Origin of the sequence: Enterobacter sp. BNK-18 (assembly GCF_047456135.1) — a bacterium.
GTDB lineage: Bacteria > Pseudomonadota > Gammaproteobacteria > Enterobacterales > Enterobacteriaceae > Enterobacter > Enterobacter ludwigii.
Window position 1 is genome coordinate 4,241,663 of sequence record NZ_CP179899.1, and the last position, 18,658, is coordinate 4,260,320.

Below are 18,658 nucleotides of genomic sequence, written 5' to 3' on the forward strand. Positions count from 1 at the left end.
GGAATTGAAAATGTCATTACCAATGTTGCAGGTCGCGCTGGATAACCAGACTCTGTCTCACGCTTACGAAACCACCCGCCTGATTGCGGAAGAAGTGGACATCATCGAAGTCGGTACCATTCTGTGTGTGGGCGAAGGCGTTCGCGCCGTCCGCGACCTGAAGGCGCTGTATCCGCATAAAATCGTGCTGGCGGATGCCAAGATTGCCGATGCGGGCAAAATTCTTTCCCGTATGTGTTTTGAAGCCAATGCTGACTGGGTCACCGTTATTTGCTGTGCGGATATCAACACGGCTAAAGGTGCGCTGGATGTGGCAAAAGAGTTCAACGGTGATGTGCAGATTGAGCTGACCGGGTTCTGGACCTGGGAGCAGGCGCAGGAGTGGCGTGACGCGGGCATTCAACAGGTGGTTTATCACCGCAGCCGTGATGCGCAGGCCGCTGGGGTAGCGTGGGGGGAAGCGGATATCAGCGCGATTAAGCGTCTGGCCGATATGGGCTTCAAAGTGACCGTGACCGGAGGCCTGGCGCTGGAAGATCTGCCGCTCTTCAAAGGTATCCCAATTCATGTCTTTATCGCAGGCCGTAGCATCCGTGATGCCGCCTCTCCGGTAGAAGCCGCGCGTCAGTTCAAACGCTCAATCGCTCAGCTTTGGGGCTAAGGAGCGGGTATGTTGTCTAAACAAGTCCCGCTCGGCATCTATGAAAAGGCACTCCCTGCGGGGGAGTGTTGGCTGGAGCGGCTGCAACTGGCGAAACAACTCGGCTTCGATTTTGTCGAAATGTCAGTGGATGAGACAGACGAACGCCTGTCTCGCCTTGACTGGAGCCGCGAACAGCGTCTGGCACTGGTTAGCGCCATCGCTGAAACGGGGGTACGTGTGCCTTCCCTGTGCCTCAGCGCCCACCGTCGTTTTCCGCTTGGCAGTGAAGATGATGCTGTGCGTGCTCAGGGGCTGGAGATCATGCGTAAAGCCATTCGCTTTGCCCAGGATGTCGGCATCCGTGTGATCCAGCTGGCGGGGTATGACGTTTACTATCAGGACGCCAACAATGAAACGCGCCGTCGTTTTCGTGACGGCCTGAAAGAGAGCGTCGACATGGCAAGCCGTGCTCAGGTGACGCTGGCGATGGAGATCATGGATTATCCGTTAATGAACTCCATCAGCAAGGCGCTGGGTTACGCGCACTACCTGAATAATCCGTGGTTCCAGCTCTACCCTGATATCGGCAATCTGTCAGCCTGGGATAACGACGTGCAGATGGAACTGCAGGCGGGTATTGGTCATATCGTGGCGGTTCATGTCAAAGATACCCGGCCTGGTGTATTCAAAAATGTTCCGTTCGGCACCGGGGTGGTGGATTTCGAACGGTGCTTCCAGACGCTCAAACAGACAGGGTATTGCGGGCCTTACCTGATTGAGATGTGGAGTGAAACGTCGGACGACCCGGCAGCCGAAGTGGCGAAGGCGCGGGCCTGGGTCCGTGAACGTATGGCGCGGGCTGGGTTGCTGGAGGCTGAGTATGCATAAGCTTAAGCAGCAGGTCTTTGAGGCCAATATGGATCTACCTCGCTACGGTCTGGTGACGTTTACCTGGGGTAACGTCAGCGCCATCGACCGTGAGCAGGGGCGGGTCGTGATTAAGCCCAGCGGTGTGCCCTATGAGTCCATGACCGCCGACGACATGGTGGTTGTGGATCTCCATGGCAACGTGGTTGACGGAAAGTGGCGTCCTTCTTCTGATACCGCCACCCATCTGGCACTGTATCAGCGTTATCCCTCCCTGGGCGGCGTTGTGCATACACACTCGACTCATGCCACGGCCTGGGCGCAGGCAGGGCTGCCCATTCCGGCTCTTGGCACCACGCATGCAGACTACTTCTTTGGCGATATTCCCTGCACGCGGGCATTAACGCAGGCCGAAGTGGAAGGGGAGTATGAACTCAACACCGGTCGCGTCATTATCGACACGCTGGCTGAGCGTGAGCCGCTGCATACGCCGGGTATTGTGGTGTATCAGCACGGTCCATTCTCGTGGGGAAAAGACGCTCACGATGCCGTGCATAACGCGGTGGTGATGGAGGAAGTGGCGCGAATGGCGTGGATCGCCCGCGGCATCAATCCGCAGCTTCAGGGCATTGATGATTACCTTATGAATAAACATTTCATGCGTAAACATGGGCCCAACGCCTATTACGGGCAGAAGTGAATAAGTGCTCTGGAATACCGAAAAACAGTTGTAACCGGTGGTATTTCAGAGCCATTAGCAAAAAAAAGCCCCCGGGCAGGGGGCAAGTTAAACTATGGCTATGTTCTCTTTGTTGGCTTTCCTGGTGCTAGCGTTAAAGCGTTATCGGTAGATATCTGCACTGGCGTGCATATTGCCGTTGCTGCCGGGCTCACGCATCAGTATGACGTGATAATATTGTGCACCCTGAGCATCGGTCTCTTGATTGAGTGCCTGATCTGCTTCACTTTCAGTGGCGAAATTATGATTGATGTAGATTACGCCTAAGCTCTGCACATCATCCATGTTTTGGGCCTGCCGGCCGTCTATCTTGATGGCTGCCATCGCGTTTGCACTGAGCAAAAGTGCAGCCATTACGGCAAATGCGATTTTTTTCATGATATGCGCTCCACGACTGCGTGCTGTGAAAGGGGGGGTTGCTCTCCTTTTATAAATAAGGTCTCTGATTAAAGTGTAATCACTTATCCGGCGGGGATGCGTGACCATTTCTGATGCTGTTGTTCAAAAAAACAACGCTTCCTGATGTGATTAATTTTAAATCACCCACTTAGACCAGCTTTACGCTTTGTGCGAATTATTTGTGCAATCAGCTTGAGTTTCCAGGGGCGCGCAAGTATTATGACGCGTCAATTTTTCAGCCGACCTTTAACACGTTCCTTGCCTCCCCGGGCCTCGGCTGACCCAGACAGGAGGCTGAATAATCCGTAAGGAGCAATTCGATGCGTCATTACGAAATCGTTTTTATGGTCCATCCTGACCAGAGCGAACAGGTTCCGGGCATGATCGAGCGCTACTCTGCTGCCATCACTGGTGCAGAAGGTACGATCCACCGTCTGGAAGACTGGGGCCGCCGTCAGCTGGCTTACCCGATTAACAAACTGCACAAAGCACACTACGTTCTGATGAACGTTGAAGCGCCGCAGGAAGTGATCGATGAGCTGGAAACTACCTTCCGCTTCAACGATGCCGTTATCCGCAGCATGGTTATGCGTACCAAAAACGCAGTGACCGAAGCATCTCCGATGGTTAAAGCGAAAGACGAGCGCCGTGAGCGTCGCGATGATTTCGCAAACGAAACCGCAGATGATTCTGATGCTGGGGATTCTGAAGAGTAATTTCTGATGACCAACCGTCTGGTGTTGTCCGGTACCGTGTGCAGGACCCCCCTTCGTAAGGTCAGTCCATCAGGAATTCCGCATTGCCAGTTCGTGCTTGAGCATCGTTCTGTGCAAGAGGAAGCCGGCTTTCACCGGCAGGCGTGGTGCCAAATGCCCGTTATTATTAGCGGACACGAAAACCAGGCCATTACTCACAGTTTAACGGTCGGTAGCGCAGTAATCGTTCAGGGGTTCATTTCTTGCCACAAGGCAAAGAACGGCCTGAGCAAAATGGTTCTGCATGCCGAGCAGATTGATTTGATAGATTCTGGAGACTAGCCATATGGCACGTTATTTCCGTCGTCGCAAGTTCTGCCGTTTCACCGCGGAAGGCGTTCAAGAGATCGACTATAAAGATATCGCAACGCTGAAAAACTACATCACCGAAAGCGGTAAGATTGTCCCAAGCCGTATCACCGGTACTCGTGCAAAATACCAGCGTCAGCTGGCTCGCGCTATCAAACGCGCTCGCTACCTGTCCCTGCTGCCGTACACTGATCGTCATCAGTAATCGGGCACGGTCCATTAATACGACTTTAAGAGGATAAGGTAATGCAAGTTATTCTGCTTGATAAAGTAGCAAACCTGGGCAGCCTGGGTGATCAGGTAAACGTTAAAGCGGGCTACGCTCGTAACTTCCTGGTTCCACAGGGTAAAGCTGTTCCAGCTACCAAGAAAAACGTAGAGTTTTTCGAAGCACGTCGCGCTGAACTGGAAGCCAAACTGGCTGACGTTCTGGCGGCTGCTAATGCTCGCGCTGAGTCAATCAACGCACTGGGCACTGTTACCATCGTTTCCAAAGCTGGCGACGAAGGTAAACTGTTCGGTTCCATCGGTACCCGCGATATCGCTGATGCAGTAACTGCAGCTGGCGTTAAAGTGGCTAAGAGCGAAGTTCGTCTGCCGAACGGTGTTCTGCGTACCACTGGTGAGCACGAAGTGGACTTCCAGGTTCACAGCGAAGTGTTCGCTAAACTGGTTGTTAACGTTGTAGCTGAGTAATTTTACTCTGCTCACGTCGAAGCGCCGGCCTTGTGCCGGCGTTTTGCTTTTTTAAGGGACCAGCCTCGCGCTTTAGTGCTTGTAGGGTCGCTATTCCTGGCGCATTCTCTGATAATAAAATGAAACGCAATTTTATTTATGAGATTCGACATGGAAACCGCTCTGCCCACGCCCGTATTTGCCCGTCGAAAGGTGGCCTATGCCTGCGCCACGCTCTGCTGTCTGCTTTGGGGTAGCTCTTACCCGGCCATAAAAAGCGGCTATGAACTCTTTCAGATTGCCACTGATGATATTCCCTCAAAGGTCGTGTTCGCCGGTTACCGTTTTCTGTTTGCGGGTGTGCTGCTGCTTCTCTTTGCGTTAGCACAGCGCAAGCCCATCGGCAGGTTCACGCCCGGGCAGTTTGGGCAATTGACCGTCCTGGGGCTGACGCAGACGAGCATTCAGTACACCTTCTTTTATATCGGACTGGCCTACACGACAGGCGTGAACGGCTCGATCATGAACGCCACCGGCACTTTCTTCAGCGTGTTGCTGGCGCACTTCATCTACCACAACGACAAGCTCAGCTATAACAAAACGCTTGGCTGTATTTTGGGCTTTGCCGGAGTGATGCTGGTTAACTTCCACGGCGGGTTAAGCGAATTCAGCTTCGTCTGGAAGGGAGACGGGTTTGTGGTGCTGGCAGCCTTTATCCTTTCTGCCGCCACGCTTTACGGAAAACGCATCTCCCAGACCGTCGACCCGACGGTGATGACCGGCTGGCAGCTCGCTATCGGCGGCGCGGCGCTGGTGGCGGGTGGCTATCTCACGGGAGGGACGCTGGAAGTGCATAGCATGACGGCCGTCGCGGTGCTGGGGTATCTGACGTTACTCTCTTCGGTAGCGTTCGCCCTCTGGAGCGCGCTGCTGAAAGTGAACCGCGTAAGTATGATTGCCCCGTTCAACTTTGTGATCCCCGTTGCCGGGACGGTGCTGTCCGCCATTTTCCTCGGTGAAAACATTCTGGACATCAAATATGCGATTGCGCTGGTGCTGGTCTGCTCGGGAATCTGGTGGGTCAATAAGCGGAGTCACTAAGAAGGGCATTGCCGGGAGGCTGACTCGCCTTACCCGGCCGGAACATTAACGTGCTCTGATAAAACTGCCGTCAGGATGGCGGGTAAACAGCACCTGCTGGCCATTTCCCGTATCAATCGTGAGCCCGGTGACGACGCCGCTGGCATTCTGACGTATCTGCACCAGCTGGCCGTTCTGCAAATTACTGAGCGGCTTGCCCGCGCCTTCCACCTGCGCCATGGCATACACATCGGTTGGTGGCAGATTGTGGTCGCGGAACAGCTGCGCAAGGGTTTTACCCGGCTCTACGCGATAGGAACGCCACTGCTGCTCAATGCCGGTTGGCTGCTGAGCCTGTGGCTCTGCCGGGGCCGCGGCCTGTTCCTGTGGCTGTTCATCCTGAATGGGTTCCGGTTCAACAGGCGCAACCTGTCCCGGATCGTTCGACGGGGTGACCAGTTGCGTCTGCACAGGCTGGGTGTCCGGCTGCGGTCGCGTTTGCGACTGAATATCCAGCTGGGCATTGCGGGTCACCGTCGCGGTGTCGGCGTCATCGCCACCGGAAGGAAGCAGGAAACCCACGATCACCATCAGCGCGCCAATGATGATCCCTCTGCGATGCAGAGGCGGCAGCGGGTCCATGATGCGAAAATTGTCCGGCGCCTGCCAGATTTTCGCCAGGGTAGGTTTCAGTTCAAATCGCCCGGGCATGGCTCTCCTCCTGCTCCGCGTCTTTTTTATCCTGTGCTCCGAAGTATAGTTTGCTAACTGCCTGAACGGCGTAGCAAACCCGACATCCGTGACATTCGTTCGGGATTAATCCTGGTTCTCTCTATTGTTTCTGTTTCGTCGCGGTTTGTCACCTTTACTTCAGACAAAGTTTTACCCATAAGGGCATGGCTGATATGCTGCCCGCTACTTTAAATGTGATGGAAGGAAAACCCATGACCACCCCGACTTTTGACACTATCGAAGCGCAGGCAAGTTACGGTATCGGCTTGCAGGTAGGACAGCAGCTGAGCGAATCCGGCCTGGAAGGTCTGTTACCCGAAGCGCTGGTGGCGGGTATCGCTGATGCGCTGGAAGGCAACAACCCGGCAGTTCCGGTTGATGTTGTGCACCGTGCGCTGCGTGAAATCCACGAACGTGCTGACGCCGTGCGTCGCGCGCGTTTCGAAGAGATGGCTGCAGAAGGCGTGAAATATCTGGAAGAGAACCGTGAGCGTGAAGGCGTGAACAGCACCGAGTCTGGCCTGCAGTTCCGCGTGATCAACCAGGGCGACGGCGCAATCCCGGCGCGTACTGACCACGTTCGCGTGCACTACACCGGTAAACTGATCGACGGTACGGTGTTCGACAGCTCTGTAGCACGTGGCGAACCGGCTGAATTCCCGGTTAACGGCGTTATCGCGGGCTGGATCGAAGCGCTGACCCTGATGCCAGTGGGTTCCAAATGGGAACTGACTATCCCGCACAACCTGGCGTACGGCGAGCGTGGCGCTGGTGCGTCCATCCCGCCATTCAGCACCCTGGTGTTTGAAGTCGAGCTGCTGGAAATTCTGTAATCAGCTTTTCTTATTTCCTCTCTCCTTCGGGGGAGAGGAATATAGTGATAAAACCTATAGTTACGACGGAATCAACATTTTATCTTGCAAACGAAACTGTTGCGTGTATTTTTGTGAGCTGTTTCGCGTTGTATGAGTGATATGACACTCACTTTAAACATATTATTAACATAATATCCAAATCATAGTATTCATCCCGCCGATTCTTACCTAATATCGATGAGTCCTTTCATGGGACCGTTATTTTTTTGACGTATTTAAAGGCCAGAAGAGCCTTAACAACACAGACAGGCATAAACAGGAAAATATCACATGGTAGATCAGGTTAAAGTCGTCGCCGACGAAGAGGCGTCGTCTGAACAGTCGCTACGGCGCAATCTCACAAACCGTCATATTCAGCTCATTGCCATCGGGGGTGCCATCGGTACCGGGCTGTTTATGGGGTCAGGTAAAACCATCAGTCTTGCCGGGCCGTCGATCATTTTCGTTTATATGATCATCGGTTTTATGCTCTTCTTCGTGATGCGTGCAATGGGTGAATTGCTGCTCTCGAACCTCGAATACAAGTCCTTTAGCGATTTCGCTTCCGACCTGCTTGGCCCCTGGGCGGGCTACTTCACCGGCTGGACCTACTGGTTCTGCTGGGTGGTGACCGGCATGGCGGATGTGGTCGCCATCACGGCCTACGCGCAGTTCTGGTTCCCGGGATTATCGGACTGGGTGGCCTCGCTGGCGGTGATTGTTCTGCTGCTGAGCCTTAACCTCGCCACCGTTAAAATGTTCGGTGAGATGGAGTTCTGGTTTGCGATGATCAAAATCGTGGCGATTATCGCCCTGATTGTTGTCGGCCTGGTGATGGTACTGACGCACTTCCAGTCTCCAACCGGCGTTCAGGCTTCGTTCGCGCATCTGTGGAATGACGGCGGCTGGTTCCCGAAAGGCATCAGCGGCTTCTTTGCCGGTTTCCAGATTGCGGTGTTTGCCTTTGTGGGGATTGAGCTGGTCGGTACCACGGCGGCGGAAACTAAAGATCCGGAGAAATCCCTGCCGCGCGCGATTAACTCCATCCCGATTCGTATCATTATGTTCTACGTGTTCGCGCTGATTATCATCATGTCCGTGACACCGTGGAGCTCCGTTGTACCGACCAAGAGCCCGTTCGTTGAGTTGTTTGTACTGGTTGGACTGCCTGCGGCCGCAAGCCTGATTAACTTCGTGGTGCTGACCTCCGCGGCCTCTTCGGCCAACAGTGGGGTGTTCTCTACCAGCCGTATGCTGTTTGGTCTGGCACAGGAAGGGGTTGCGCCACGCGCGTTTGCCAAACTGTCTAAGCGTGCGGTGCCGGCGAAAGGGCTGACCTTCTCCTGTATCTGCCTGCTGGGCGGTGTGGTGATGCTCTACGTGAACCCGAGTGTGATCGGTGCGTTTACCATGATCACCACGGTCTCTGCGATCCTGTTCATGTTCGTCTGGACCATCATCCTGTGTTCTTACCTGGTGTACCGCAAACAGCGTCCGCACCTGCATGAAAAATCGATCTATAAAATGCCGCTGGGCAAGCTGATGTGCTGGGTGTGCATGGCGTTCTTCGTCTTCGTGCTGGTTCTGCTGACGCTGGAAGACGATACCCGTCAGGCGTTAATCGTCACGCCGCTGTGGTTCATCGCGCTGGGGCTGGGATGGTTATTTATCGGTAAGAAACGTATGGCAGGCATGCGTTAATAAAAAAGGCCACAGATGCTGTGGCCGAATGATAACCTCAGGAAGGCGCTCTCGGGCGCTTTTTTTATTCACCTGCGAGGGCACGCGGGAACAGGACGTTGTTCTCAAGACTGATGTGCTCCATCAGGTCGTCGATCATCTCGTTAATGCCGTTGTACATCGCTTTCCACGTGGTGCACGCCTCTGGTGGCGGTGTAACGTTATGGGTAGTGTGTTTAATCACTTCCAGCAGTTCGCCTGCATCATCATGTTCGCTTTCCATGACGCTGATGGGCCCCATCGCCTGGCTGCCCATACCCTGTTTGATCATCGGGAAGAGGATTTGCTCCTCTTTCATCATGTGGCTGGAAAGCTCTTCGTGAAGCAGGGTCAGGTATTTCGCCAGACCGCGTGGTACGGAAGGTTTGTCGGCGTGAACGCGCTCCACTTTTGTCGCCTGCAGGATCAGTTCAGGCAGCTGTTCACGGTGACGGTCGTGAAAACGCACGATGATATGGTCGATGATGTCGGCAAGGGCTGCAGTGCGCCAGTCTTTCTCAATAGGCTGCTCAGCCAGTTGCGCCAGCTCCGCTTCAATGAGCCCCACATCCAGCTCTTTACGCGAGGCGGCACGTGCCAGGGTTTGCTTACCGCCACAGCAGTAATCCATATCGTATTTACGAAACAGCGCGGACGCGCGCGGGATGGAGAGCGCCAGCTCGCCAAGGGGTTGGTCGCGGAAGGCCATAGCAGTTACCTCGTCATCAATAATATAAGGTGCATTTTAAATGCATCTTTAAGGCGATGCTATAACCCTTTAGAGGGAAGGGGCAAAGTGAGAACCAGATCACAAAAAAATAATGACTTTTAACTTGCTGAATGAATGCAGGAAATTACTTTAGAAAGTTTTTTAACGTGGGGAAACAGTAAACAACTCGCCGTGCCTGCCGATATATCCACGTCAGACAAACCTGCATATAAAAAAGGCAACGCATGTTTAAACGTATAAAAGTCATTACCCTTCTTATTTCGGTGCTGCTTGTGCTCGGCATCATGCAAGTCATTTCCGCCGGCATTTTTATCAACGCGCTGAAAAACGACAAAGATAACTTCACCGTCTCGCAGCTCTCAAGCCAGAATGTCGCCGAGTTTACCGATGCATGGATCAGCCTCAACCAGGCCCGCGTGACCCTGAACCGCGGCATGCTGCGTCTGCAAAGCAGCATGGCGTCTCAGATTAACGGCGGCCAGTTGAATGAACTGGTGAACACGGCGAAGAACCTGCTGGCGGATGCGCAGTCCCATTACGATAAATACTACGCTTTGCCTAATACTCCGGGTCTGGACGAGAATCTGGCTAACCGTCTGGAAGAGCAGTACCGCATTTACTCCGCCACGCTGACGCAAATGAACGTCCTGCTGGGCCAGGGCAATCTGGAAGATATGTTCAAGCAGAATGCGGAGCAGAAACAGACCGCGATGCAGAACGTGTACCGTGAATGGCGTGAAGCGCAGGCCGTCCTCACGGACAGAGGGATTAAAGACAACGAAAACGATTATAAACGTATCCTGTGGATCCTCTCTGCGGTCATGCTGCTGGTGATTGCCGTGATCGTCTCCAGCTGGATTGCGATGCGCCGCGTTCTGCTGCTGCCGCTGCAGGATGTGATCGGCCATATCCGCGCCATTGCCGCAGGGGATTTGACCCAGCCGATTCAGGCAGAGGGTAAGAATGAAATGGCTATCCTGGCGCGCAACGTTCAGGAGATGCAAACTTCGCTGGCAAACACGGTGGGCGTGGTGCGTGAAGGCGCAGACACCATTTACACCGGTGCAGGGGAAATCTCTGCGGGCAGCAACGACCTCTCTTCCCGTACCGAGCAGCAGGCTGCCTCTCTGGAAGAGACGGCTGCCAGCATGGAACAACTGACCGCCACGGTAAAACAAAACGCCGATAACGCACGTCAGGCTTCCCGTCTGGCGCTTGATGCCTCCTCAACCGCGAAGAAGGGCGGTAACGTGGTGGAGGGTGTGGTGCGCACCATGGACGACATTGCGACCAGTTCCAGCAAAATTGCGCAAATTACCAACGTAATCGACGGCATTGCCTTCCAGACCAACATCCTGGCGCTGAACGCGGCGGTGGAAGCCGCGCGTGCAGGCGAGCAGGGCCGTGGCTTTGCGGTGGTCGCAGGTGAGGTGCGTACCCTTGCCCAGCGTAGCGCTCAGGCGGCAAAAGAGATTAAAGCGCTGATCGACGATTCCGGCGAGCGCGTGAATGCCGGCTCACAGCTGGTAAACGAAGCCGGGGCGACGATGGCAGAGATCGTGAATGCGGTCACCCGCGTGACCGACATCATGGGCGAGATTGCCTCTGCCTCTGACGAGCAGAGCCGCGGTATCGATCAGGTAGGTCAGGCGGTGGCCGAGATGGATCGCGTGACCCAGCAGAACGCCTCGCTGGTAGAGGAGTCTGCGGCAGCGGCGGCCGCGCTGGAAGATCAGGCGGCACGCCTGAACGAAGCGGTGGCGGTGTTTAAAATTACCCGCAACCCGGTGGTCAACGCCGCGCCGGTGAAAAGCTACACTCCAGCAGCTAAACCTGTCGCGGCGACGTCTGAAGCGAACTGGGAAACGTTTTAACTCTCTGAAGCCGGAACGACCATCGGTTTTTCCGGCTTTGCTCTCACCGCCATCACGACCCCAACGACCAGCAATATAATCCCGCAGGCGGTTAACAGCGGCGGTACGCTCTGGCGCATCAGGAAGGTGTAAAGCAGCCCGGCCAGCGTTTCGAATACAATCAACGGCCCTAAAATTACCGTCGGCAGCTTCTGGCTGGCGATATTCCAGCATAGCGCACCCACCCACGAGCAGAGCACCGCAATCGCCAGCATCAGCCCGACAAAGACCCACGGTCTCGGCCCGAACGGTTGAGCGAAATCCGGTTGCTGATGGCCTAACCAGAGACAGGCCCCCACATAGCCCATAAGCGAAACCGGGAGCGTGACCAACGCCTGAGCCGTCGCCCACATCATCGGGTGTTTATCCGGGTTTTCCCGCAGCCAGCGCGCATTGCGCAGGGCATACCACGCCCAGCACACCACGGAAACGAATGCCAGCAGGATGCCAGAACCGTAACGCAACAGTGAGAAGTTCTCCAGCCCATGCTGCAGCTCGGCAATGTTGACGCAGACCAGCCCCACGGCGGTACACACCAACGCTGGTACCATTTTTGACCACGCCAGTTTCCCGTCGCGGTGGCTGTAAAGCAGGTTAGCGAAGACCGGGATCACCACGGGCAGCGTGCCGATAATCATGGTAGATACCGGTGCCCCGGTTCGCTGAATGGCGCTCGCCAGGCAAACATAATAGATAAGGTTGCCCATCATGGTCAGCGCCAGCGCGGTGAACCAGTCCTGCCGGCCGAGCTGACGCAAACGTGCACGACCGAGCCACGCCAGCGGGAGAGCAATCAGTCCCAGTGCCAGATAACGTCCGGTCGACTGCAGTATTGCCGGGTACTCCGGCACGATCAGCGGGCCGACAAAAATCAGTCCCCACATCAGACCCGCAAGCAGGGCATACAACACACCACTAATCATTTTTCCATCCACATCGGTTTATTCTGCGTTCAGTGTAGGAGGGGGAAGGGCGCGCGTATTGTATGAGGTTGCGCATCAGCGCTTAACGACCTGTTTCTGGTAGCGCACGGGGGTAATGCCATAGCGGCGGGTAAAGGCGCGAGTCAAATGGGACTGATCGGTCAGCCCGGTCGCGGCGGCGACTTCGGCGGCGGGCATGCCGTGTGTGAGAAACGCTTTGGCGCGCCACAGGCGGATAGCCATCAGCATCTGATGCGGAGTGACATGGAAATGCGCCTTGAACTGGCGCTGAAAATGGTAGGGGCTGAGTGAGACCACGTTGGCCAGCTCGTCCAGCGTCAGGGCGTGCATGTAGTTGTCGTGCATATACTCACGAACCCGTTCGAACCGGTGTGCACCTTCCCGGGTAACCGGCGCGTGGCGGGCTAACGGCTGGAAGGTCTCGATCAGATCCAGCAGCAGGCCTTTTTGCGCCAGCGGGTCGTCCGTATGCCACAGGCCATAGATAAGCCTGCCGATTTGCTGTGAGAGCAGCGGGTCATGGCGGGTTACGTCGCTAAACCACCAGTGGCGAAGGCCGGTTACCTCTTCCAGCAGATCGGGTTCAATGTAAACCATCCGGTAGCGCCAGCCGCCATCCGTCGCCGACTCCCCGGTGTGGATCTCGTCCGGGTTCATGGTCACGACGGATTTTTCCGCCGCGAGATGCTGAGTACCGCGATAGCGAAAGCGTTCGGCACCGGTTTCAATGGTGCCGATGCCGAAGGCTTCATGCGTATGAGGCTCAAAGGCGTAGTCAGAAATATGCGCGTGATAAAGCTCCAGGCCCGGCAAATGCGCCAGATGGCGAAAGCGCGCGCTGTCTCTCTCATCAATGAACTGTTCCGGTACGCCCTGCACGGTGAACCTCCTCATGAGTCATCTCTCCATTATCAGAGATGACCCGAGGGGATGCTACAAAAAATAACCATTTTGCAACATTTACAGGATGGCTTTAATGCTCTCTGAAAGCGGTGTGGTTGGACGCCCGATCAGTTTGCTCAGCGTATGGCTGTCGTCAAACAGACCGCCTTTAGACGCGCCCACATCGGAGTCCGCCAGCATATCCGCCAGCCCGGCAGGCAGGCCAACGCCCTTCAGCGCCGCGGCAAAATCCGCTTCGCTCATGTTCTGATACGCCACGTTTTTGCCGCTCTGTTTGCTGAGTTCGGCTGCCAGTTCACTCAGCGTCCAGGCGTGGTCGCCGGCCAGCTCGTATACGTTGCCTGCATGGCCGTCCCCGGAGATGACTTTTGCCGCGGCAGCCGCGTAATCCGCACGGGTGGCCGAGGCGATTTTGCCTTCACCGGCCGCGCCAATAAATACGCCGTGCTCCAGCGCGGGCGGTGCGCTCGCCAGATAGTTTTCGGTGTACCAGCCGTTACGCAGCAGGGCGTAAGGGATGCCGGACTCCGCCAGCGCCTTCTCCGTCGCGACGTGTTCAACGTGCAGACCCAGCGGCGATTTATCTGCATGCAGCAGGCTGGTATAGGCGATGAATTTCACGCCCACGGCTTTGGCAGCATTAATGACGTTCTGATGTTGGGTGGCGCGCTGACCCACTTCGCTGGAGGAGATCAGCAGCAGCTTATCTATGCCCTTAAGCGCGGAGGTCATTGTGCTTTCGTCAGCGTAATCCCCCTGACGAACGGTAATTCCCTGCTGGCGCAGGGCTTCAGCTTTTGCCGGATTGCGGACAATCGCCACAATCTGGTTTGCCGGTACGGTGTTTAACAGCTGTTCGATAACGAGCTGGCCAAGCTGGCCGGTTGCGCCGGTAATTGCGATCATGATGAATCCTCTTCGTGTTTGTCTGGTGTTGTGGCACACTAGCACCATAGCTAACTTTTAGTAAGTACGTACATAAAGGTAAGTATGAAAACAACGATACCGACACTTAGCGAACAAATGCGCGATGGCAACCTCTTCGCGGAACAGTGTCCTTCCAGAGAGGTTCTCAAACATGTCACCAGCCGCTGGGGCGTGCTGATTCTGGTGGCCCTGCGGCAGGGAACCCACCGTTTCAGCGACCTGCGCCGAAAAATGGGGGGCGTCAGCGAAAAGATGCTGGCCCAGTCGCTACAGGCGCTGGAACAGGACGGGTTTGTGAATCGCGTCTCGTATCCGGTTGTACCACCGCACGTTGAGTATAGCCTGACGCCGTTAGGGACAGAGGTGAGTGAGAAAGTGGCCGCGCTGGCGGACTGGATAGAAGTGCATACGCCGCAGGTGATGGCGAACCGGGAAGAACGCGCGGCGTAAAGGCAGGCCGGGTAAGGCGAAGCCGCTACCCGGCACACACCGCGTTACTTGCTTAAATCCACCTGATAAATGGCGAAGCCAATATCATCCGTTGCAACTTTCTTCATCGGATAGTGGGCTTTATCGTTAATAAACGCCGCCGCTTTATCGGACGGTGAAGTTTCAAAACGGATGTCCAGCGGCGTGTCGCTGTGAATGGGGGCCAGGCGCCAGTTGTTGTCCACTGCCGGATGAATGCCCCCCGCTTTTTTGGACTCCGCGCTGATCCATGCCGCCAGCACCGAGCGGTTCTCGTCCGGTGAGGCAAAGGCAATATGGCTATCTCCCGTGCCGGCAAACTTGCCGCCGTAGGCGCGGTAGTTATTGGTTACCACCAGGAAGGTGGCATTCGGGTCGATGGCTTTGCCCTTAAAGGTCAGGTTTTTGATGCGCTCGGCCTGCGGGTTAATGACCTGGCATTCACCGTCATATTTTGCAGGCTGGGTAACATCAATCTGATACTCTACGCCGTCAATCACGTCAAAGTTATAGGTCCGGAACCCGTCCCAGTTAATCAGCGACTGCGGCTTGCTGCTCTTCGGATCAATCTGGTTAAACTGCCCGGCGGAGCACTCCAGCCATTCCTTCACCTCTTTACCCGTCGCTTTCACTACCACCAGGGTGTTCGGATAGAGATAGAGATCGGCGGCGTTACGGAAGGTCAGCTGGCCCTTTTCGACTTCAACGTAGCTTGCCGGGTCATTCTTACGCCCGCCCACTTTGAACGGTGCCGCGGCCGACAGCACCGGCAGTTTTGCCAGGTCCGGGTCGCCCTGAATAACGTGTTCGACATAGGCTTTTTGCGCCATGTTAACCACCTGGACAGTCGGGTCATCCTGCACCAGCGCCAGGTAGCTGTACATGTTATCGGCGGATTTACCGATCGGCTTGCTGACGAAGTCGCGGGTGGCGTCGTGGTCATGCTTCAGCACGTCGACCAGTTTTTTATCTTCGGCGGCCAGTGATTTTTTAGCCGCAGCGTCGTAAATCGGGCGCGCCTCTGCTTTTGACTGAGTGACCTTCCAGTCGCCGCCGTCGTTATTGAGGACCAGATCCACCACACCAAGGTGGTCGCCCCACATGCCCGGCATCACCGACGGCACGCCATTGAGCGTCCCTTTCTCGATGTCTGCACCCTTAATGTTGGCAAAGTCCTTACCCGGGAAGACCGCGTGGGCGTGGCCGAACAGGATCGCATCGACGCCCGGGACTTCACTGAGATAATAAACGGAGTTTTCCGCCATGGCCTGATACGGATCGGCGGAGAGTCCAGAGTGCGCAACCACCACCACCAGATCTGCGCCTTTTTCGCGCATTTCCGGCACGTATTTGCGCGCAGTTTCGGTAATATCGTTAACGGTCACTTTACCGTCGAGGTTGGCTTTATCCCAGGTCATGATTTGCGGCGGCACAAAGCCGATATAGCCGATTTTAAGCGTCTGTTTTTTACCGTCCTGATCGACAACTTCGGTCTCTTTAATCAGATAGGGGGTAAAGAGCGGCTTCTGCGTCTTAATGTCGATGATATTGGCGTTAACGTACGGGAATTTCGCGCCAGCCAGCGCATCGTGCAGGTACGTCAGGCCGTAGTTAAATTCGTGGTTGCCCAGGTTGCCGACGGTATAGTCCAGGGTGTTCATCGCTTTATACACCGGGTGGATCTCGCCTTTCTTCAGCCCCTTCGCGGCCATGTAGTCCCCGAGCGGGCTACCCTGAATGAGATCGCCGTTGTCGACCAGCACGCTGTTTTTAACTTCATTGCGGGCGGCAGCGATCAAACTTGCCGTGCGTACCAGTCCGAATTTTTCCGTCGGGGTATCTTTGTAGTAATCGAAGTCCATCATGTTACTGTGCAGGTCGGTAGTTTCCAGAATTCGCAGGTCTACCGTCGCCGCCTGTACGCTCACTGCAATCAGCGTCGCCAGGAGCGTTGCGCTAAACTTAATCATCAGAGGAGTCCTTTTTTCGATCCAGGCCACAAAAGAATATGTATCTATAGCGTGTTGCTTACATAAATGTGAATCCTGACAGAAAAAAGCGCCATGAAACCAGAATTGCTTCACAGATAGCGGAATTGTTCCCATTACGATATAACTAAAACAAAGAGTTAACCCCACTGCGTTAACAAAGAGGTGGAGAATGTTAGATAAGATTTGTCAGCTCGCACGGGATGCGGGAGATGCCATCATGCAGGTGTATGACGGTGCAAAACCGATGGAGGTCGTCAGCAAGGCAGATGACTCTCCGGTCACCGCGGCGGATATCGCGGCTCACAAGGTGATCCTGCAAGGACTGCAGGCCTTAACGCCGGATATCCCGGTCCTGTCAGAAGAAGCGCCGCAGAGCTGGGACGAGCGTCAGCACTGGCAGCGTTACTGGCTGGTGGACCCCCTCGACGGCACCAAAGAGTTTATCAAGCGTAACGGTGAGTTCACCGTCAACATCGCGCTGATTGAAAAAGGCAAAGCGGTGCTTGGGGTGGTATACGCGCCGGTGATGAAGGTCATGTACAGCGCTGCAGACGGTAAGGCGTGGAAGGAAGAGTGCGGCGTGCGTAAGCAGATTCAGGTGCGCGATGCGCGTCCACCGCTGGTGGTGATCAGCCGGTCGCACAGCGACAGCGAACTGCAGGAATATCTGCAACAGCTGGGTGAACACCAGACGACCTCGATTGGTTCATCACTGAAATTCTGTCTGGTGGCGGAAGGCCATGCCCAGCTCTACCCTCGCTTTGGGCCAACGAACGTCTGGGATACCGCGGCAGGGCATGCGGTCGCCACGGCCGCCGGGGCACATGTTCATGACTGGCAGGGTAAGCCGCTGGACTACACCCCGCGCGAATCCTTCCTTAACCCCGGCTTCCGCGTCTCTATTTATTGAGCCAGCAGTTTGTGCAGCAGGGCGACAACCTGCTGCACCTCTTCCTGGGTTAATGCCCCGTCTTTCACCCACTGCACGCGGCCGTCTTTATCCAGCACGATGATTGCAGAGCTCTCTTCCTCCAGCTGCCACGCCTTACGCGTCACGCCGTTGCTGTCGACAATAAACTGCGACCACGGATAGAGTTTTTTATTGCTCTCAAGGCTTGAACGCACAAACATTCCGGAGCCAGGAATGGCATCGTCAGTGTTAACGATCGTGGTGGTCTGGTAGCGGTCGTGTGGGAATTTTGCGGCCTTGATCGCTTCCACCAGGTTGGCATTTTTCTCTTTTGCGGATGTACGACCGGCAATATGTTGTACAACTCTCACTTTGCCTGCGAGCTGCGCGCTATTCCACGCTTTGTAGCTAAACTTATCATTGTCGAGAATCAATTCTCCCCGGTCAGCAATGCCGACTGGAGGTACTCGTTGTCCTTTTTCAATCGCGTGAGCGCTAGCCCACAGGGGCAGAAGCAGGCAGGCTGCTGCAAGGATAGTTCGTAGGGTCATGGTGTTTCCTTATTGTTTGCAGGTGATCCGACCACTTGGTCATACGCTTTTAATCATAAGTGCGATCAATGTGGTTTTCCCGCAATCCCGATGCCAGTTTGCGGGTGAACGCACATATCCATGAAAAAACGACGGCTTATACTGCCCTGAGTGAAGCTTTGCAAAGATTATTCTGAATAATTGTAATCAAACGGTAAATAAACTTATGCATACTGGGTAACACCGTAGTTCTGGTCTATAGTCTTTGGGCAACAAAATTTGCGCTCAGGACAGTCGGGCCGATTGTGGCACCGCAAGAGCGTATGATTCGCAGGAGATACAAGAATGAAAATTTTCCAACGCTACAACCCGCTTCAGGTGGCGAAGTACGTGAAGATCCTGTTCCGTGGACGGTTGTATATCAAGGATGTTGGCGCTTTTGAGTTTGATAAGGGCAAGATCCTTATCCCAAAAGTGAAGGACAAGCAGCACCTGTCTGTGATGTCTGAAGTCAACCGTCAGGTTATGCGTCTGCAAACTGAGATGGCTTAACCAACGTGCTATGCAGTA

The 18,658-nt window shown here is 55.0% G+C and carries 22 protein-coding genes; 14 read left to right on the forward strand and 8 right to left on the reverse strand.

Going from position 1 to position 18,658, the window contains the following annotated elements:
- Window positions 1–10: 10 nt before the first annotated feature.
- The 3 genes from ulaD to ACMGG3_RS20390 are packed head-to-tail and all read left to right on the forward strand — an operon-like array spanning window position 11 to window position 2,210.
- Window positions 11–661: a 3-keto-L-gulonate-6-phosphate decarboxylase UlaD gene (gene ulaD, locus ACMGG3_RS20380; RefSeq protein ID WP_008502901.1), complete on the forward strand. Its 651-nt coding sequence runs from the start codon at window positions 11–13 to the stop codon at window positions 659–661.
- Window positions 662–670: 9 nt separating this feature from the next.
- Entirely contained in the window at window positions 671–1,531 is an 861-nt protein-coding gene (locus ACMGG3_RS20385; protein WP_047743161.1) for an L-ribulose-5-phosphate 3-epimerase, read from the forward strand.
- On the forward strand, window positions 1,524–2,210 hold the full coding sequence (locus ACMGG3_RS20390) for an L-ribulose-5-phosphate 4-epimerase (protein ID WP_032679424.1): 687 nt from the start codon (window positions 1,524–1,526) through the stop codon (window positions 2,208–2,210). Before ACMGG3_RS20385 ends, ACMGG3_RS20390 begins: the two co-directional genes overlap by 8 nt.
- A gap of 141 nt (window positions 2,211–2,351) precedes the next feature.
- Here the strand turns inward: ACMGG3_RS20390 and yjfY are convergent, their stop codons facing one another.
- Complete coding sequence (gene yjfY, locus ACMGG3_RS20395) at window positions 2,352–2,627, reverse strand: DUF1471 family protein YjfY (protein WP_025206244.1); 276 nt, start codon at window positions 2,625–2,627, stop codon at window positions 2,352–2,354.
- 341 nt (window positions 2,628–2,968) lie between these two features.
- Here yjfY and rpsF point away from each other — a divergent pair, with 341 nt between their 5' ends.
- The 5 genes from rpsF (at window position 2,969) to ACMGG3_RS20420 (ending at window position 5,488) form a co-directional block, all read left to right on the forward strand.
- On the forward strand, window positions 2,969–3,364 hold the full coding sequence (gene rpsF / locus ACMGG3_RS20400) for a 30S ribosomal protein S6 (protein WP_014068637.1): 396 nt from the start codon (window positions 2,969–2,971) through the stop codon (window positions 3,362–3,364).
- A gap of 6 nt (window positions 3,365–3,370) precedes the next feature.
- Window positions 3,371–3,685, forward strand: a complete 315-nt coding sequence (gene priB, locus ACMGG3_RS20405) for a primosomal replication protein N (protein WP_003856035.1) — start codon at window positions 3,371–3,373, stop codon at window positions 3,683–3,685.
- 4 nt (window positions 3,686–3,689) lie between these two features.
- On the forward strand, window positions 3,690–3,917 hold the full coding sequence (gene rpsR / locus ACMGG3_RS20410; protein ID WP_000135199.1) for a 30S ribosomal protein S18: 228 nt from the start codon (window positions 3,690–3,692) through the stop codon (window positions 3,915–3,917).
- Between the two features lie 41 nt (window positions 3,918–3,958).
- Window positions 3,959–4,408 (forward strand): 50S ribosomal protein L9, encoded by a 450-nt coding sequence (gene rplI, locus ACMGG3_RS20415; RefSeq protein ID WP_014168334.1) that lies wholly within the window; start codon window positions 3,959–3,961, stop codon window positions 4,406–4,408.
- A 150-nt stretch (window positions 4,409–4,558) separates the two neighbouring features.
- Complete coding sequence (locus tag ACMGG3_RS20420) at window positions 4,559–5,488, forward strand: DMT family transporter (protein WP_025205818.1); 930 nt, start codon at window positions 4,559–4,561, stop codon at window positions 5,486–5,488.
- 45 nt (window positions 5,489–5,533) lie between these two features.
- Here ACMGG3_RS20420 and ACMGG3_RS20425 read toward each other — a convergent pair whose 3' ends face one another.
- The gene (locus ACMGG3_RS20425; RefSeq protein WP_414149407.1) at window positions 5,534–6,178 is read right to left on the reverse strand and encodes a LysM-like peptidoglycan-binding domain-containing protein; all 645 of its coding nucleotides are present in this window, start codon (window positions 6,176–6,178) and stop codon (window positions 5,534–5,536) included.
- 233 nt (window positions 6,179–6,411) lie between these two features.
- Here ACMGG3_RS20425 and fklB point away from each other — a divergent pair, with 233 nt between their 5' ends.
- Together fklB and cycA are read left to right on the forward strand one after the other, a co-directional pair.
- Window positions 6,412–7,032 (forward strand): FKBP-type peptidyl-prolyl cis-trans isomerase, encoded by a 621-nt coding sequence (gene fklB / locus ACMGG3_RS20430; protein WP_025205816.1) that lies wholly within the window; start codon window positions 6,412–6,414, stop codon window positions 7,030–7,032.
- A gap of 312 nt (window positions 7,033–7,344) precedes the next feature.
- On the forward strand, window positions 7,345–8,754 hold the full coding sequence (gene cycA, locus ACMGG3_RS20435) for a D-serine/D-alanine/glycine transporter (RefSeq protein ID WP_014168338.1): 1,410 nt from the start codon (window positions 7,345–7,347) through the stop codon (window positions 8,752–8,754).
- 64 nt (window positions 8,755–8,818) lie between these two features.
- Here the strand turns inward: cycA and ytfE are convergent, their stop codons facing one another.
- Window positions 8,819–9,481, reverse strand: a complete 663-nt coding sequence (gene ytfE, locus ACMGG3_RS20440) for an iron-sulfur cluster repair protein YtfE (RefSeq protein ID WP_014168339.1) — start codon at window positions 9,479–9,481, stop codon at window positions 8,819–8,821.
- Between the two features lie 245 nt (window positions 9,482–9,726).
- Between ytfE and ACMGG3_RS20445 the strand changes: the two genes are divergently transcribed.
- Window positions 9,727–11,376, forward strand: coding sequence for a methyl-accepting chemotaxis protein (locus ACMGG3_RS20445; protein ID WP_414149408.1), 1,650 nt, complete (start codon window positions 9,727–9,729; stop codon window positions 11,374–11,376).
- On the opposite strand, the gene ACMGG3_RS20450 is transcribed toward ACMGG3_RS20445, so the two are convergent.
- From ACMGG3_RS20450 to ACMGG3_RS20460, 3 genes are all read right to left on the reverse strand, one after another.
- Window positions 11,373–12,338, reverse strand: coding sequence for a DMT family transporter (locus ACMGG3_RS20450; protein WP_032679428.1), 966 nt, complete (start codon window positions 12,336–12,338; stop codon window positions 11,373–11,375). The genes ACMGG3_RS20445 and ACMGG3_RS20450 overlap by 4 nt on opposite strands.
- A gap of 75 nt (window positions 12,339–12,413) precedes the next feature.
- Window positions 12,414–13,238, reverse strand: a complete 825-nt coding sequence (locus ACMGG3_RS20455; protein ID WP_414149926.1) for an AraC family ligand binding domain-containing protein — start codon at window positions 13,236–13,238, stop codon at window positions 12,414–12,416.
- An 81-nt stretch (window positions 13,239–13,319) separates the two neighbouring features.
- A complete protein-coding gene (locus ACMGG3_RS20460) occupies window positions 13,320–14,168 on the reverse strand; it encodes an SDR family oxidoreductase (protein ID WP_414149409.1) in 849 nt (282 codons plus the stop codon).
- Between the two features lie 84 nt (window positions 14,169–14,252).
- On the opposite strand from ACMGG3_RS20460, the gene ACMGG3_RS20465 reads away from it, so the two are divergent.
- Complete coding sequence (locus tag ACMGG3_RS20465; protein ID WP_014168344.1) at window positions 14,253–14,639, forward strand: winged helix-turn-helix transcriptional regulator; 387 nt, start codon at window positions 14,253–14,255, stop codon at window positions 14,637–14,639.
- 44 nt (window positions 14,640–14,683) lie between these two features.
- Here ACMGG3_RS20465 and ACMGG3_RS20470 read toward each other — a convergent pair whose 3' ends face one another.
- Window positions 14,684–16,627, reverse strand: coding sequence for a bifunctional 2',3'-cyclic-nucleotide 2'-phosphodiesterase/3'-nucleotidase (locus ACMGG3_RS20470; RefSeq protein WP_414149410.1), 1,944 nt, complete (start codon window positions 16,625–16,627; stop codon window positions 14,684–14,686).
- Window positions 16,628–16,817: 190 nt separating this feature from the next.
- On the opposite strand from ACMGG3_RS20470, the gene cysQ reads away from it, so the two are divergent.
- On the forward strand, window positions 16,818–17,558 hold the full coding sequence (gene cysQ, locus ACMGG3_RS20475) for a 3'(2'),5'-bisphosphate nucleotidase CysQ (protein WP_014168346.1): 741 nt from the start codon (window positions 16,818–16,820) through the stop codon (window positions 17,556–17,558).
- Here cysQ and ACMGG3_RS20480 read toward each other — a convergent pair.
- Window positions 17,552–18,109, reverse strand: a complete 558-nt coding sequence (locus ACMGG3_RS20480; protein WP_014168347.1) for a YtfJ family protein — start codon at window positions 18,107–18,109, stop codon at window positions 17,552–17,554. The genes cysQ and ACMGG3_RS20480 overlap by 7 nt on opposite strands.
- Before the next feature lie 324 nt (window positions 18,110–18,433).
- Between ACMGG3_RS20480 and ACMGG3_RS20485 the strand changes: the two genes are divergently transcribed.
- On the forward strand, window positions 18,434–18,640 hold the full coding sequence (locus tag ACMGG3_RS20485) for a DUF1107 domain-containing protein (protein ID WP_003856054.1): 207 nt from the start codon (window positions 18,434–18,436) through the stop codon (window positions 18,638–18,640).
- Window positions 18,641–18,658: the final 18 nt, after the last annotated feature.